The organism is Phyllobacterium sp. P5_D12, from assembly GCF_054049495.1.
This window is the reverse complement of record NZ_JBFUMG010000010.1, coordinates 1-15,005: the sequence shown is the minus strand read 5'-3', so window position 1 is coordinate 15,005 and position 15,005 is coordinate 1. Positions and strand designations below refer to the sequence as shown.

10 protein-coding genes are annotated in these 15,005 nt (G+C 56.7%); 1 reads left to right on the top strand and 9 read right to left on the bottom strand.

Translation table 11 applies throughout. From position 1 onward, the window contains the following. Window positions 1-7: 7 nt before the first annotated feature. The gene (locus ACXJ5O_RS01715) at window positions 8-394 is read right to left on the bottom strand and encodes a hypothetical protein (protein WP_457298366.1); all 387 of its coding nucleotides are present in this window, start codon (window positions 392-394) and stop codon (window positions 8-10) included. A 75-nt stretch (window positions 395-469) separates the two neighbouring features. Beyond that, window positions 470-919 (bottom strand): MarR family winged helix-turn-helix transcriptional regulator, encoded by a 450-nt coding sequence (locus tag ACXJ5O_RS01710; protein WP_457298365.1) that lies wholly within the window; start codon window positions 917-919, stop codon window positions 470-472. Window positions 920-1,030: 111 nt separating this feature from the next. Between ACXJ5O_RS01710 and ACXJ5O_RS01705 the strand changes: the two genes are divergently transcribed. Then, entirely contained in the window at window positions 1,031-1,261 is a 231-nt protein-coding gene (locus ACXJ5O_RS01705) for a helix-turn-helix domain-containing protein (RefSeq protein WP_457298364.1), read from the top strand. Window positions 1,262-1,516: 255 nt separating this feature from the next. On the opposite strand, the gene ACXJ5O_RS01700 is transcribed toward ACXJ5O_RS01705, so the two are convergent. The 7 genes from ACXJ5O_RS01700 to ACXJ5O_RS01670 all read right to left on the bottom strand — a co-directional run. Further along, a complete protein-coding gene (locus ACXJ5O_RS01700) occupies window positions 1,517-2,494 on the bottom strand; it encodes a DUF2971 domain-containing protein (protein ID WP_457298363.1) in 978 nt (325 codons plus the stop codon). Window positions 2,495-2,570: 76 nt separating this feature from the next. Next, on the bottom strand, window positions 2,571-3,872 hold the full coding sequence (locus tag ACXJ5O_RS01695) for a calcium-binding protein (protein WP_457298362.1): 1,302 nt from the start codon (window positions 3,870-3,872) through the stop codon (window positions 2,571-2,573). Window positions 3,873-3,884: 12 nt separating this feature from the next. Further along, window positions 3,885-5,372 carry a calcium-binding protein gene (locus ACXJ5O_RS01690; protein ID WP_457298361.1) on the bottom strand — a complete coding sequence of 496 codons (1,488 nt, stop codon included), beginning with the start codon at window positions 5,370-5,372 and terminating at the stop codon, window positions 3,885-3,887. 501 nt (window positions 5,373-5,873) lie between these two features. Next, window positions 5,874-8,756 (bottom strand): TonB-dependent receptor, encoded by a 2,883-nt coding sequence (locus tag ACXJ5O_RS01685; protein WP_457298360.1) that lies wholly within the window; start codon window positions 8,754-8,756, stop codon window positions 5,874-5,876. After that, complete coding sequence (locus ACXJ5O_RS01680) at window positions 8,719-9,069, bottom strand: hypothetical protein (RefSeq protein ID WP_457298359.1); 351 nt, start codon at window positions 9,067-9,069, stop codon at window positions 8,719-8,721. The genes ACXJ5O_RS01685 and ACXJ5O_RS01680 overlap by 38 nt, the downstream gene beginning before the upstream one ends. A gap of 3 nt (window positions 9,070-9,072) precedes the next feature. Continuing rightward, the gene (locus ACXJ5O_RS01675; RefSeq protein ID WP_457298358.1) at window positions 9,073-9,549 is read right to left on the bottom strand and encodes a hypothetical protein; all 477 of its coding nucleotides are present in this window, start codon (window positions 9,547-9,549) and stop codon (window positions 9,073-9,075) included. After that, on the bottom strand, window positions 9,546-15,005 hold a 5,460-nt coding region (locus ACXJ5O_RS01670; protein WP_457298357.1), incomplete at its 5' end, for a DUF7507 domain-containing protein. The genes ACXJ5O_RS01675 and ACXJ5O_RS01670, both read right to left, overlap by 4 nt.

Genomic DNA, 15,005 nt, shown 5'->3' with positions numbered 1-15,005 from the left:
TACCCCGCTAGTTCAACAGTGCCGGATCTGTCTCCACCTCGATCCGGTCCGCCACGCGCCGGATAAGCAGTGCAGGCTGTTTCTCGCCAACGGCAACCGGGATCGAGATCGAGTGTGATTGGCCCGGCTGCAGCACCGCGGAGAACCTTACGACCGCGTGATTTCCGGTCTCGGAACTGACAGCTGCGTTCTTCGTATCGATTGTTGTCACGACATGCCAGCCATCGCTTTGGCTGACCCAGTACGTAACGGCGGACGTATCACCACCAAGGGCCGTAACGACGGCTTGCCCTTCTTTCACATTGCGATCTGGTTCGGCGGCCTGAACCGGCGATGTTGCTGCGATCATGCCATACAGGACGGCACTGCCAGCAATTTTCAAATATCCAGTCATTTCAGTCTCCCATATGTTGTAACGCTATGTGCATATGCACACTATTCGGCACGCAATTTCGACCTCTGATACATTCTAGGTACTGCGTGTCATCTCGAAAAAATCATGCCGCCATTGTGCGGCTCGTTCGGACCCTACCTGGGCTTCGAATTCCTGCTGGGCCTTTTGCCATAACGGCCTGGCCTCCTGAACCTTGCTCTGACCCGGTTCGGTCAGTGACAGCACCAGCTTTCGTGGCTCATCCAGCGCCGGTTCCGTCTTCAGCCAGCCATCACGTTGCATTGGTTTGATGGCCCGCACCAGTGACGTCCTGTCCATGACCATTGCCCGCGCAAGCTCGCTCATTGTCATACCCGGTCTCTCGCTGAGCAACACCAGTATCGAGAACTGGGTGGTCGTCACGTGTGCTGCCGCAAGATGCCGCTCGTAAAGCCTCGTGATGTAACGAGCAGCACGTCTCGTCGCGAACCCATTGCAGGCGTCCATGGATGATGTTTCATTCATGAAGGCAATATAACTGTGCATATGCACTATGTCAAGACCACCCTGATATTTAAGTCTGCTGCGTCAGCTTGGAACCAAATATGAGCCCGTGCATTTCGGGAGACCGAAACCTGCCAGATCCGGAGATCCGCCATGGTCGACACGATTGAAACGACGGCTTCCGCCATCGCCGCCAGCGCAAATCTGGTGAAAATGATCAAGCAAAAATTCAATTACACAGTCGAGGATCTCGCCGTTGCGTGCGGCCTGACCGTCGATGAACTCAATGGCATCGAGATGGGTGAGGATACCGAGCCGGGGAAACTGCATCGCATTGCCCATTCCGTTGGCCTTCCGGACGATATTGCCGGCGTTGCCCATTAGGTCAGTCTGCGGAGTCCGTCTGATCTTCGTCCTGGACCGGCGGCCGGTCATCGATCTCGKACTGATAAGCGAGAACAACAATAGCGAAGATTGCCAGGACTATGGTTAGGTCGTGCATCTGACTATCCTCCTTGCGCGAAAATAGCACCCTCGGTTCGAACGCCCTGAGGTTGCGCTCAGTCTAGAATTTTCTTTGGTCAAAAGGAGGCTTGAGGAGGACGATTTGGGGAATTTCGATCACGCTGCATTTACCGTCTATCCCATTGCCTTCGCACGAACTGGCATCCCCGATATGACAACCTTCGATGCGGGATCGTCGACCTTTCTCTGCGCCAATTTCGCAATGATGGCATCGCGGACCGGTCCGGCATAGGCGGTTGGGCCAATGATGACGCGGTCGATGAGTTCGGGCAGTTCTATACCCATCACATTGTCGGCGGGGCTGTTTTTCAGCGGCATCCGGTAAACCGTCTGCGGAATTCCACCGATGACGTCATGGTGTTCGACCAGTTGCGGCGACGGCCAGAGTTGCGGATTGGTCAAAACACGCCATTCGCGCTCGTCACCCAGTCCCGGATGTTTGGAGCATGTCGCCGCGAAGACCAGCATCAGGAACAGCATTTCAATCAGTGCGGGTTTCGGTAGTTTCGACAGGAAATCCTTGTTGGCAAGGACGCGCTGGGTAACGACCTTGAACTCATCATCGAGCTGGTGCCGCGTCCAGTACGCCACCGGACTGGAATAGGCTTTAAGGGCCTCCGTCACCTGCATGAAAGGCGCGACCTTGACGACGACGGCAATCCCGGTCTCGCCTTTTTCGTAGGCCCGCCACAGCGATAGCCGGCCGGTGTCATTTTCAGCGGGATCATGTTCGGCGACCGAAAGGACATAGGATTGGGTGCGCAGGCTCGGCAACGCCTGGTAGTATTTCTTCATTGCCTCACCCCAAACCCCGGGACTGCTGGCTTCGAGCGCCTTCGCCAGCGGCTCGCTGTTTTCCCCATCATTGTTCCACTGGTGCAGCTGCATGACCCCCTGTTCGACGTCGCGATAATCGTTCATGCATCGCGTGTTTCGAAACTGTATTTCCTCCTGATCAAGAATGCGATACAGGTTCTCGGCCGTGGTGTAATGAACGAAGCGGGAATGCCCCTTGATGGCCAGGCGCCTGTCAAAAGTGGTCGGCATGAAGATGCTGAGCATCTTGACTACGTTAGGGTCCCAGTCTTCCAAAAATTCGTCCTCGACTCAAAATCACAAGATATTCAAATGCGCACTGTTGGTAATGAAACTCAAGATTCGTTCCGCCTCACATGATKAAATCATTCACGGTCCAGTCATGGTCAAAATCGCCAACGACTGCGACAACCAGATCCGCAACGCCATCGCCGTCGGTATCTCCTTCTAGGTGGAGATAATCCTTGGGGTACACATTGTCCGGCACCACCATCCGCAATTCACCTGCACTGCCGGTAAAGTCACCGTTGCGGATGAAATGGAAATCCTGCTTGCCGTCGATGGTCGTATCCGCATCTATCGGTGAAACGTCGATCCTGTCGCCCTCCGCCGAGCTGAAAACGCCTATCGTATCGCCGTAAGCCTGTCCTTCGTGATCCTGATCGCCATGCTCGGCATAAAGAAATCGGAAAATATCGGCTCCGCCGTTGCCAATGAGAATGTCGAACCCAGCTCCGTCGGTCAGGATATTGTCATTGTCATCTCCCTCAAGAGAGTCGGCGTATTGGCTGCCGGTCAGATTCTCGACATTCAACAGGACGTCTCCAGACATCTCGCCCGTCATCAGGCTCACCCATGCCCCGCCATCGCCGAGCGTGTAGTCCACGGTATCGATGCCATCACCACCGTCGATACGATTACCTGACCCGACGCCACCGATGAAAAGATCATCCCCAGCACCGCCAGCCATGACGTCATCGCCTTTGCCGCCGCTGATGAAATCGTTTCCCTCACCGCCGGCAAGGTAATCATTGCCTTCGCCGCCCTCGAGAATATCGTTGCCCGCACCTCCGTTCAAGCGGTCTGAACCCCCGCCGCCGCTGATCCGGTCATTGCCATCGCCGCCACGGACCCAATCATCGCCAAGACCGGTTACGATCCGGTCTGCGCCGGCGCCCCCATCGACCCAGTTGCGGCCATAGAAGGTATCGCTCGCCGTCGTAGAACCGGCCGAAATGGTGTCATTGCCGCTACCGCCACTCAGCCGGTTCTCTGCTTCGTTGCCCGCTATGACGTCGTTGCCGTCGCGGCCGTAAAGCCAGTCTGAACCTTCGCCGCCGCTTATGTGATCGTCGCCATTTCCACCGTCGAGCCAATCGCTGCCACTGCCGCCGATGATGAAATCCGCACCGTCGCCGCCGAAGAGATGATCGTTGCCTTCGCCGCCATTCAATCGGTCTTCGCCTGACTCTCCGGTCAGGCGATCATCGCCAGCATAGCCGGAGATAAAGTCGGCAAGCGGACCTCCATGCAATATGTCACGGTCAGACGTACCAGGGATATAGGTTCCCTCTGTGTCCAAGGCATCAATCCGCACCACGGCGGTGTGCCAGCTGTAGCCAAACTGCTGGTGGAGACGTTCCTCTTCCGCCACCGCGTGCACTCCTCACATCACGAAGTCATGCACTGACAGTCCATCCTCGACGTGCCCCGAGACCTCGGCGATGAGGTCGGCGATACCATCGCCATTCATGTCGCCCTCGACCAGCCAATGGTCGATACTCGTGCCACCAGAGGGGTCCTGCGGAGCGTGGAAAACCCGCAATTCGCCAGCGACGCCGGAGAAGTCGCTTTCGCCGATGAAATGGAAATCCTGATTGCCCGACGTGCTCGTGTCGGCATCGACCCGGCTAAGGTCGATCCTGTCGCCTTCGCTGGCGTTGAAATCGACGATCGAAGTCATAGCGCTATGCCCGCCTTGGGTTTGGAAACCGGTTTCGACCTGACCGAAGATGAACGTGTCCGCACCGGTCCCACCCGCAAGGATATCGGAACCCGGGCCGCCAATGAGCTGGTCATCACCGGCACCACCGTTCAGCGTGTCGTTGCCGGCGCCGCCGTCGAGCGTATCGTTGTTGTCGCCGCCGCGCAGGAAATCATCGCCGGAACCACCAAGGAGATGGTCCGCGCCCGTGCCGCCGTCCAGCCAGTCCCTGCCTGAACCGCCGACAAGCGTGTCGTCGCCAGCCCCGCCGTTCAGCCGGTCCTCGCCCATGCCGCCATCGAGCGTGTCATTGCCATCGCCGCCATAAAGCCAGTCCTGTCCCGACCCGCCTTCCAACCGGTCGTCGCCGGCACCGCCATCCATCCAGTCACTGCCTTGGCCGCCGGCGATGTAGTCGGCACCCGTACCGCCGTTCAGGCGGTCATCGCCGGAGCCGCCATTCAGTGCGTCGTCGCCGGCGCCGCCAATCAGCGTATCATTGCCGCGGCCGCCATCGAGCAAATCGTTGCCTTCGCCGCCATCGAGATAATCGGCACCGTTGCCGCCATCGAGCCAGTCCGTGCCGGCACCGCCAAGTAGGTGATCATCGCCATTGCCGCCATCGAGGCGATCCTCGCCCGCACCGCCATTGAGCGTATCGTTGCCGTCCCGGCCATAGAGATAGTCCTCACCGTCACCGCCGAGGAGCTTGTCGTCGCCAGTTCCGCCATCGAGCCAGTCGGTGCCTGCGCCACCAACGAGCGTATCATTGCCTTCACCACCGGAAAGACCGTCATTGCCATCCAGGCCGACGAGCACATTGTCGCCGGCATCGCCTGAGAGCTTGTCGTCAAAGGCGGAACCCACGAGATTCTCGAAACCGACGGCAAGCCGGTCGCCTTCGGCATCGCCGCCCCACGCGCCGAGCGCACCGGATCCATCGAGGCCGCCAAGGTGAACCATCACACCTTCGGACGAACCGACATAGGCCAGCGTATCGATGCCTTCATAACCGAAGAGCAGATCGCTGCCGGCCTTGCCCTGGATAAAGTCGTTGCCGMTGCCCCCGAACAAAATGTCGGGTCCGTCGCCACCGGTGAGTATCTGGTCCAGGCCGTTTTCCGGATGGATATTGAGGAGGTCGAGCAAGGAATTGTTCAGCGCCATCATGGCCCCCATTTTGAGACAGTTAGAAACAGATCTATTGAGCTATATTTGGATATAGAACTAAATTTCGTATTTCATGCAAATGAATTTTTCATAACGAAGTATCGCAGAATATAATGGAAATGTACTTCAAAATTTGAATTAAATTATGCTTCGGAATATTACCGTTTTCGGATTTGCGGGCCCACTGAGGGGACACCGACTTGATATCGGATGAAAAGGGACGGCGGGATCGGAATCGCATCCGTTTCTTTCGCAAGAAAGCAGGAAATGGAACAAGAGTTGGCGATTCTGATACATGAATGTGCGAAAATGGCGTAACAATTTCAGCCGGCGCGTGTATTTTGGTTGCAAGCGATTGAATCGCTGAGATTTTTGAGAATTCGGCCTGATGAGGCAGCTGGTGTGGTTTTCGAGAACCGGAGCGCAGCGTACGTAAAGTACGTGAGCACCGGAAACGCAGAAAACGCATCAGATGTCCATCAGGGGGATTGGCAAAGGTCTCTAGAACTTTCCAATGACGTTGAGGAATAMCCCCTCGTCATTCAGAACGAGATCACGCAGATCATCAGAGAAGCAGCCGAAATTATAGCCGACGCCAACCTTGAAATTGTCGCCGACATGACGGTAAAGCGCGAGCAGAGCGCCATAATCGGTTGTGTCGGCTTCCGGCATGGAAAGGACGCGGGCCTCGACCAGCGCATCCCAGCTTTTGACGAAAGTCACATCAGCGCGAAGAATTCCGAGATGTGCCGAGGATGTTTCCCAAGCCGAGAATGCCTCGCGATCCGCGTCCAGACGTTGCCGCGTCTCACCATAGCGGAACCCGTATTTGCCCCCGATTGTCAGCCATGGGAAGAGGTCGTAGTTGATATCCGCCGACAGAATATGGCTGCGCTGAGAAGGGCCAAATTCATCCCCGCTAATGGCGCTGACCTGATCTTCGCCCGGCGTATCGCGCAGCCAGCCATATTTGAACAGAACGTTCAGCCGGTCGTTCCCGATCGGGCGGTAGGCGTAACCGACTGATATGTCGACGTAATTTCCATCTCGAAATGACGCCTCACGATCGGAGTCTGACAAAACGGCATCAATATTGGCAAGCAAACGCCAGTCCTCCGACGTCTTCCAGCTAAATCCACTCGCGATCAGGTAAGTGTTCGCGTCGCGGCTGTTATCGTCGCTGTCCTCGAAGCGCGCCTCACCCCGGATCCGGGCGCTGATGCGCTCTTCATCCTTGTAGCCGATGGCCAAGGACACGGCCTTGCGGTCAAAATCCGCACGTTCCAAACCGTCATCAGGATCGATCGTATCATCCTCGATCGTCCCCGCTTCGAAGCCGCCATCAATGGTCCAGCATTTATCGGGTGTGTAGACCACGCCGTAAGTTTGTGTCAGCGAATTTCGGGATCCGAACAGATCATAGTTGCGCTCGGYATAGGCGGACAGTGTATCGTCCATCTTGCGTCTCGCGCCAGCCACAATGGCACCGCGATCCGTTCCAGAGAGATCGTAACGGCGGTCGAGATCGAAGGCACGGTCTGGGTCCAGTCGATAGCCGACATAGTATGTATCGTCCGCCGTTGGGTGATAATTGATCCCCGTTAGTGCTCCAAACCCTTGATTTCCATAGGAAACTTCACCGTTTAGGCTGATCTTTTCGATCAGCTCGTAGTCCGTGCCAACGCCAATTCGATCATTGCGATCAATGTCACCGGAGCGTGAAATCGTGCCTTGGCCGAAGACGTAATAGGTATGATCATCGTCCGGCGCATATTCGAGGCGAGCGCCACTGTCGAGCCGCGAGCCGTTCTGTCCGGATTTGCGTGATGCGCGGGCAACAGGCGATTGAAGGTCGGTATAGGTCAGTCCGAAGGAAGCTTTCCAGTACTCGTTTAGCTGCCAGCTGATCGCTGACGCACCCTTACGCTTCGACCGCTCGCCGATGTCGCGACCGTCGAAATCGCTTGTGCCGCGACCTTCCTGATAATCGTCATAGTTGAAATCGAGGCTCACGGCCTTGGTCAATGCGATATTGGCAAAGGCACCAAAGATGCGCTCATCGACGGAAATCTGTTCAGCCAAAGTGGAGAAACCCGCCTGTTTTTGCTCATAGTACCCGCCAACCGCCCCTTTTATGCCGCCTCTGCTGATATCCTCAAGATCGAGCTGTGCCTTTGTGCGCCAGGAGCTAGCCACGCGATTGCGCGTACCGGTTGTACGAACATCGCTCAATGTCAGCCCGCCGTCGGCGGAGCGGGAGGTGCCAAAACCGGGTCCCTTCGAACGGGCGGCTTCCGCCTCGATGAAAGTGGTCTCAGAGTAACGCAACTGGACATCGGCGCCATAAGCCTGCTGGTTCGCGAGGCCGGTGTTCTCATCCATCCCGGTGACGCCGATCCGCAGCTTGTCGGCGAACCAGTGCTGGGCGCGACCGCCGTAGACATAGCCGTCGAGCGTACCGGCGACGGGCGTGAATTCGTATTGCGAGATAAGGTAGACCTTGTTGCCACCGAGCGCGCCATCCCGCACCGGCTGATCTGTGCCCGTCGTGGAAGAGAGCGGGCGCTTGAGGATCAGCATTCCTTGCACATAATCGAATGTATAATCCTCGCCATAGCGCAGTGTGCGCCGTTCGAGCACCAGGCCGGTCACCTCGTCCCGCATCTCGACCGTCACCGTTTCGCTGCCGACGGTAATGTCCTGCTGCTTCATGAAATAGGCGGAACCACTCGTGCCGAGAAACTCGTCACGTTGCGGCAGTGTATTGGGCTGCGCTGCGTAGACGGTGGCTTCTGTCTGCCGTTCGCCAAAAAATGTCGTCTTTTCAGATCGATAGACTCCACTTGCCCCATAAAGTGCCCTGTCGGAACGCATAAATTCGGTGCCATGGATGCTCGCCTTGTAATTACCCCACATGACGTGGCTGTCGCCTTGATCCAGCCGAACATAGAATTTGCCGTTGGTCGGCGCGTCGTCAACAACGCTCGAGTCATCGCCATAGATCGGGTAGTAGTCGTCAGGGTCGAGCCGGCGCAACAATTGCCGAGGATCCTTGGCGTCGAGGCCGCGGAACATCTGATCAAGGTCGGTTTCCGTCGTATCAGCGGCCGCCGTTAGCAGATATTTGCCCTTGATCTTGCCCTTCACATAGAAAGCGAGACGTCCTTTCGTGTAGATATCGTCATATTCGCCCGGGCGGACGCTCTCTATGTCTTTGTCTCCAAAGCGTTTCCCCACAGTCAGATCGGCCAGACCTACATAGAACCAGTCGTTCTTGGGTATGATGATATGGCGATTGAAATCCAGTCCGCCGCTTTTGGAAACGCCCGATAGCGCTACATCGATATCATGGTCGCCCGGAAGGCAGGATGCGCTGCACGACAAAAGCGCGCTCCGGGTCAACCGGAATGGTGTCGCCAAGCGCCCTGATCTTGTACCCATCCGGGACGTTGCGGCCATAAACGGTAACCGCACCGCCGTGCACCGGAATATTGCGCCGGGCAGTGTTATCCTCTCCCATGCCCGGCGCCGTCGCCTCGCCTTCGCTCGAAGCGACATGACCATTATTGCCTTGCGCCGGCAGTTCCCGTTCGGTGCGCGCCAGGGTTCTTGGCAATGTCTCGTCGTAACGGTCTTCGCCGTCATAGACCCGCAGGACATATTGAAAGCGCTTGGTGTCGTCCTTCGTTTCCGGCATCACTCATGCCGCCTGGCCATTTACCGTAACAGGGATCACGTCGATCGGCTTGTCCGCCGGTTCATGCTCGGCATCCAGAATGCGGATTTCTGACTTTTCGATAAACGCGGGATAGTTGGACGTGGCGAGGAAATCCACCTTTTCGCCGGCCTTGTAGGCACGACGAATCGGCATGGTCGACAAGTTCAAGATCGGGCTTACATCGAGTCCGTCGAATTTTACCTGTATATCGACACTGCTCAAACCTAGATCGGTTTTTCGGTTTTGCAGCTCTCTCGCCGCCCCAACCGTCGGGCCAGTCCGGCTGGACGGACTTCCATCCACCTTTTCCCCATCGACGCTGATGGTGAAGGGAATTGCTGGATCGGACGCCTTTGCATCTTCGGCATGGGCCGAGGTGGTGGCAAAGAATGCACAACCCGCGAGCAGAGCTTTGATGCCGGAACGAACACGCATTGGACTCACGGAAAAGTTGCTCATTGACCCTGCTCCATGCGTGTTTCAATGTTCAACTCGTAGCCGCCGTCAGCGTCCTTCCAGCGTTGTTGGACATCCTCCTGAAGCGTCCCAACACGTTCTGCTGCAAGGTCCCTCGCAGCAGTGACTAGATAGAAAATCCGCAAGGTTGAGGGCTGCAGCTTGAGAACGCCGATCAATTGATCGAGTCCTTCGCTCCACTCCTTTTTCAGGACGTTCTGGCCGTTTTCGAAGGCTCCGTCGGTGATATCCAGGGCCACCACATGACCGATCGAAGCGCCGAAATTGAGCTTTGACATCTTGCCCGCAGTCAGGCGGATAACCCTTGGGTTTTCCGTGGTCACGCTATACCCGGTCGGCAAAGTGCGCGTATCGAGCTTAATGACGAAGTTCGAACCGATGCTCTTGTCCGGCAGATCGGCGCAGGCCACATGGAAGCGACCGTATCTATCGGTGGTTATCAGCAAGCCCTTGACCGTCGCGAGCCGTACGCCGGGTAGGCCGGGTTCCTCAACGTCGAGATAGCCATTGCCGTTCACGTCGTCGAAAACCTTGCCGACGATATTGCCGCAATCGAAGACCGGTTCGATCATGATCTCGATGGAAGCACTTGCTTCGGGTGCCAGGCGTTCTCCGTCCGCTTCGGCCACCTGCGCGCGATTGGTGTGTTTACCTGGTTCTGCGGTGCTTAGGGCAAGCATTTGCAGACGGATCGTCAGAGCCGCATTCGGTCCAAGAACGATATCGTCAAAGCGGATATTGCGACCATCGACAACAGGGGCGGCAGGAACCCCATTGATCTGGGCTGAACCATCAACATAACGAAAACCGGAGGGAAGGATGTCGGTAACAACGATCGCTCCGACATTATCGGTGTTATTGTTGGTCACCTTGATGGTGAACGGTGCCTTTTCGCCCCGCCGAATCTGGCGCAGCCCCGCCTGTTTGACGATCGTTACATCGTGATCACCGTAGGCGGCAGGAAGATTGAGAACTGACGTGCTTTCAGGCGATTGAAACAGTGTGCTGGTCGATCCGCCGCCACTATAGCCGCGCGCCACCGCCTTGTTGACTACGCCGGACTGGACAGACGCCGCGGCGTCGATATCCGTCTGACCGAGTTTATAGGTAGCTGCGAAGATATGCTCTGCACCCGGTTCGATCGAAGCCGAAACGGGCTCGCTATGCGACAGTTTGTTCGCCGCCGGACGGCCATTGAATACTGGTCCTTCATCCTCCACAGATACATCGTGGATCGGACCCGTGCCCTTGTTACCAACGACGAACCTATATGTAATCGTTTCCTCTACATCCGCATAGCCATTGCCGTTTTCATCGTTGAAGTGGCCGGTTTTGACGAGGCCCAGCTCCGAGTTCTCCTCACCGATTTCCAGAACAGCAACACTTTCGCCGCTATCGACGGGGGCAGCGCTACCGTTCCCTTCTCCATTGGTCGCTTCGTCTCCTGGCGCCCGTAGCGGTGCCGGAGCCCGGGTCGCATCAGGTGGAGCCCCTATCAATCTGGCGATCATTGGAACATCCCGTGGATTGACCGTGGCTGTCTTTGGCGGGACTTTGGCCAGCTGTTGCCCATGGGCAACAGCTGCGTTGATCACGCGTTTGGCGACGATATCCGCCTGGGTAAGAATGTAGGTAGCCGTAAACGTGCTCGAGTCGCTTTGCCCGGGCGCCAATACCGGAATAGGACCGCCTTTGATGACAATGCCCGGCAATTTGTCGGTGATTGTAATGTTGACGAGCGTTACGTTGCCCGAATTGGTGATCTTGAAGGTGTATGGAACACTGGACCCGGCCATCCTGCCGTTTGGCTTGCCTATACTCTTGAGAATGTCCAGTTTCGGTGTTGCTGCAACGGGCGTTGACACCTTTGCCGATTGCGCGGTTATCGGATCGCCCGTTGGCGGGGAGGCTTTGACGATGGCCGTATTTTCGACCGAACCCGCGTCGATATCGCTCTGCTTCAGGGTGTAGATCGCGGTATAGGCGGTCGTGTTGACCGCCCCCGGCGCAAGACTCCTGATCGGCTGCCCCCGTAGAACCACGCCCGGCAACGCGTCGGTTACTGTGACATCGCTCAAGGTCACATTGCCGGTATTGGTGATGGTAAAATCGTAGGAAATGGTTGCACCCGGCACATCACCGGATGCGGCGCTCGCCCTCTTGACGATTGTCAGCTCCGGACCCGCTGTGATGGCCACAGGGGCCTCAACCTCCGGGCTGGTAACTGACTTTTCGCCAAAGATCAGAAGCTCTTTTCCGGCAACAGGCTTGGAATTGTGGACGCCTGTTGCTGTCGCCTTGTTGATCACCCTTCCCGCATCGACGTCCTTCTGCGTAAGAACGTAGCTGGCGCTAAATGACCTGCTGACCGCCGCACCCGGAGCGAGTGTTGCGACAGGACCACCCTCGAGCACGACACCCGGCAGTGAATCCTCGACCTTAACATTCGAGAGCGTCACATTGCCTTCGTTTTTCACAATGAAGGTATATTTGATTGCAGCACCGACTTTCGCTTCCGCAGGTGCAACGGCTTTTTTCTCGACAGTCAATTTCGATACGACGTCGGCAACTGTCAGCACCGGCGGTGATTCAACCGGAACGAGCTGTTCGCCATTGGGACTGTCCCCGGTCAACGTCGCAACATTCCTCACCGCGCCTGCGTCGAGATCGGCTTGCGTGACGATGTAGTCCGCACTGCAGTTCTTCTCGGCTTTGGGTGCGAGCTGCTGGATCTGGCAGATTGGTGAAGCCGAAACGACCTTGTCGTAGACCGCAAGGTTCCTCAGCGTCACATTGCCTATATTGCTGATGGTGAAGGTATAGCTGATCTTGTCTCCGACCTGCGAAATGGTGCTGCGGTCAGCCGTCTTGGCAATGGTCATTCCGGGCGCAGGTTCAATGTCGACTACGACCTCCTCGGAAGTCGCCGTCACCGGATCGCCCGCCGGAGGCTTGCCGGTGACCGTCGCCATATTCTCAACCCTGCCCTTGTCGAGATCGGCTTGCGTCAGCGTATAGGTCGCGCTGAAGGTCTTCGTATCCTCCGCGCCGGGGCTGAGCGAGACGATGGGTGCGCCCTTGAGCACGATGCCCGGCAATTTGTCGGAAACCGTCACATCCGTCAGCGTCACATTGCCGGTGTTCTTCACTTCAAACGTGTAATCGATGGCCGAGCCAACCGTTGAACCCGACGGCTCGCCTGCAACCTTGACGATGGAAAGACCAGGATTTTGATCCAAGGTCATGCCCACGCTTGACGGAAGGCTGGTAGACTTGTCGCCCCATGGCGTAACACCTGTTGCCGTCGCCGTATTGATCAGAATGCCTGCATCAAAATCGGCCTGGGAGAGTGTGTACGTAGCCGTATAGGCAGTGTTGTTCGTCTCACCGGGGGCAAGGGTGGCGATGGGGCTTCCGGTCAKGACCAGACCCGGAAGCTTGTCTCCCACGACGATGTTCGTCAGCGTCACATCGCCCGTATTCTTCACTGCAAACGTGTAAGGGACAGTGCCACCCACCGCCATCTCAGACAGATCTCCCACTTGCTTGGACAGGTCCAGATTGGGTGCCGCGCTGGTGAACACAGTCAGGGTCTTGCCGGGCAGGCTGGTGGTTTTTTCGCCGGAAGGCGTGGTTCCTGTGGCCGTCGCTGAATTTTCCAGCTGACCCGAATCGATGTCGACCTGAGTCAGTGTGTAGCTGGCAGTGAATGTGGTCTTGTCTTCAACGCCTGGGGCAAGGGAGGTGATGGGCTCACCTTTCAAAACAACGCCCTCGAGCGATTCGACAACTCTCACATCAGTCAGCATTATGGTGCCGATATTTTTGATCGTGAACGTGTAGGAGATAACCGAACCGGCCTTCCAACCGTTTGACGGTTGTCCTGCTTCTTTGGCAATAGATAGCCCCTTCACCCGATCGAAACTGACAGTTACCGGCGCCGAGACCGCCGTGACAGGATCGCCAGATGGTGGTGTGCCCGTGACTGTTGCCGTGTTCTCCACCTCRCCGGCGTCGATATCGGCCTGCGCAAGCGTATAGGTGGCGCTGAAAGTCTTTGTGTCTATAGCCCCAGGGGCGAACGTCGCGATCGGATCGCCCCTCAAAACGATACCCGGCAACTTGTCCGAGACGCTGACATTGCTCAGCGTCATATTGCCGGTGTTCTCCACCTCGAACGCATAGGTGATCGTATCTCCAGCCTTGCTGCCCGTCGGTGCGTTCGCTGTCTTCTTGATCGTCAAGCCGGATAAGCTCGGAAGCGTTATCGTTGCGGATGAGGGCAGGCTTGTGAGTGTCTTGCCATCGGGCGTGATACCAGTCGCGGTCGCTGTGTTGACGATCTGCGTACCGCCCGGTTTCTTCAGGTCGGCATCGGTCAATGCATACGAGGCGGTAAACGTCGTCTCATCGACTGCCGGCTGGTCTTTGGAGCCTGCGGCTAGCGAAACCGGCTCGCCCTTGATCACGATACCCGGCATGGTGTCCACAATGGTCACATTTGTCAGGGCGACGGAGCTGGGATTGGTAACCCTGAATTTATAGGTGATGACCGCGCCAACCTCGAAAACAGCGGGCGGTGTCGCGGTTTTGACGACCTGGATATCAGGATAGAGAATCGTAACCTTGGCCTTGCCAGATTCGCCATTGGCCGTGGTGGCTGGTTTTCTTTGGTCATAGAGACCATTCTTGAATGTATATTCGACCGGCGTCGGCGAACCGCGGAATCCGGCCTCTGGCTTGAAGGTCAGACCACCCGTGTTGTCGTCATAAGTCCAAACGCCCTCACCTTTTACAGTGAAGCCAACAATAGCATCGCCCAGTGCTTTTCCGCGATCGATCTTGACGGGATTCGTTGCGCCAGTTGGCAAAACGAGATCGACCGTACCTTGAGCAAAACTCGTGACGGGGTTAAACGGCGAAAATGCCMCTCCCGTAAGTTCGTTTCCATCATTTTTCAGAATTTCAAGGGTGACGGGCGACCCAGYTTCAGCCTCTTGGCGATCATCCCTGGCGGCAGGCGTGCGCATATCCGAGCACCTGAGATCGAATGATTGCGACTCGCTGTAGCTGTGATCATCGAGGGCGACCGTAAGCTGATTGACGCCAATACGGCCCATGCGGAAAACGCTGGTCGTGGAATAGGAAACTTCCGCTCCAGATGTTGCCTCGCCATTATAACCTTTGTCGCCAATGGCACTGAAAACGCTGTCGACACCCGCAACAGTGCCGAATTCGCGCGGAAGCGTGGATTGTCTGGAAATACGCACGAACTCGACCGGAGGTGCGCATAGCTGAATAAACAGCCGCTCCTGGTTAGGGCCGTCCAGATCGTTATATTGAACGAAGACTTCCGCTTCGACGGGTTCGCCGCCCGAATCGGTCGCAAGTTTATTAGTCCCTGCCTTGTAGATATACCAGTCGGCCCAGATCTCGGC

What these genes read in the sequence shown, in the direction of transcription:
- ACXJ5O_RS01715 (WP_457298366.1), bottom strand. Translation starts at nt 394, where the DNA reads ATGACTGGATATTTGAAAATTGCTGGCAGTGCCGTCCTGTATGGCATG.
- ACXJ5O_RS01710 (WP_457298365.1), bottom strand. Translation starts at nt 919, where the DNA reads ATGCACAGTTATATTGCCTTCATGAATGAAACATCATCCATGGACGCC.
- ACXJ5O_RS01705 (WP_457298364.1), top strand. Translation starts at nt 1,031, where the DNA reads ATGGTCGACACGATTGAAACGACGGCTTCCGCCATCGCCGCCAGCGCA.
- ACXJ5O_RS01680 (WP_457298359.1), bottom strand. Translation starts at nt 9,069, where the DNA reads ATGCCGGAAACGAAGGACGACACCAAGCGCTTTCAATATGTCCTGCGG.
- ACXJ5O_RS01675 (WP_457298358.1), bottom strand. Translation starts at nt 9,549, where the DNA reads ATGAGCAACTTTTCCGTGAGTCCAATGCGTGTTCGTTCCGGCATCAAA.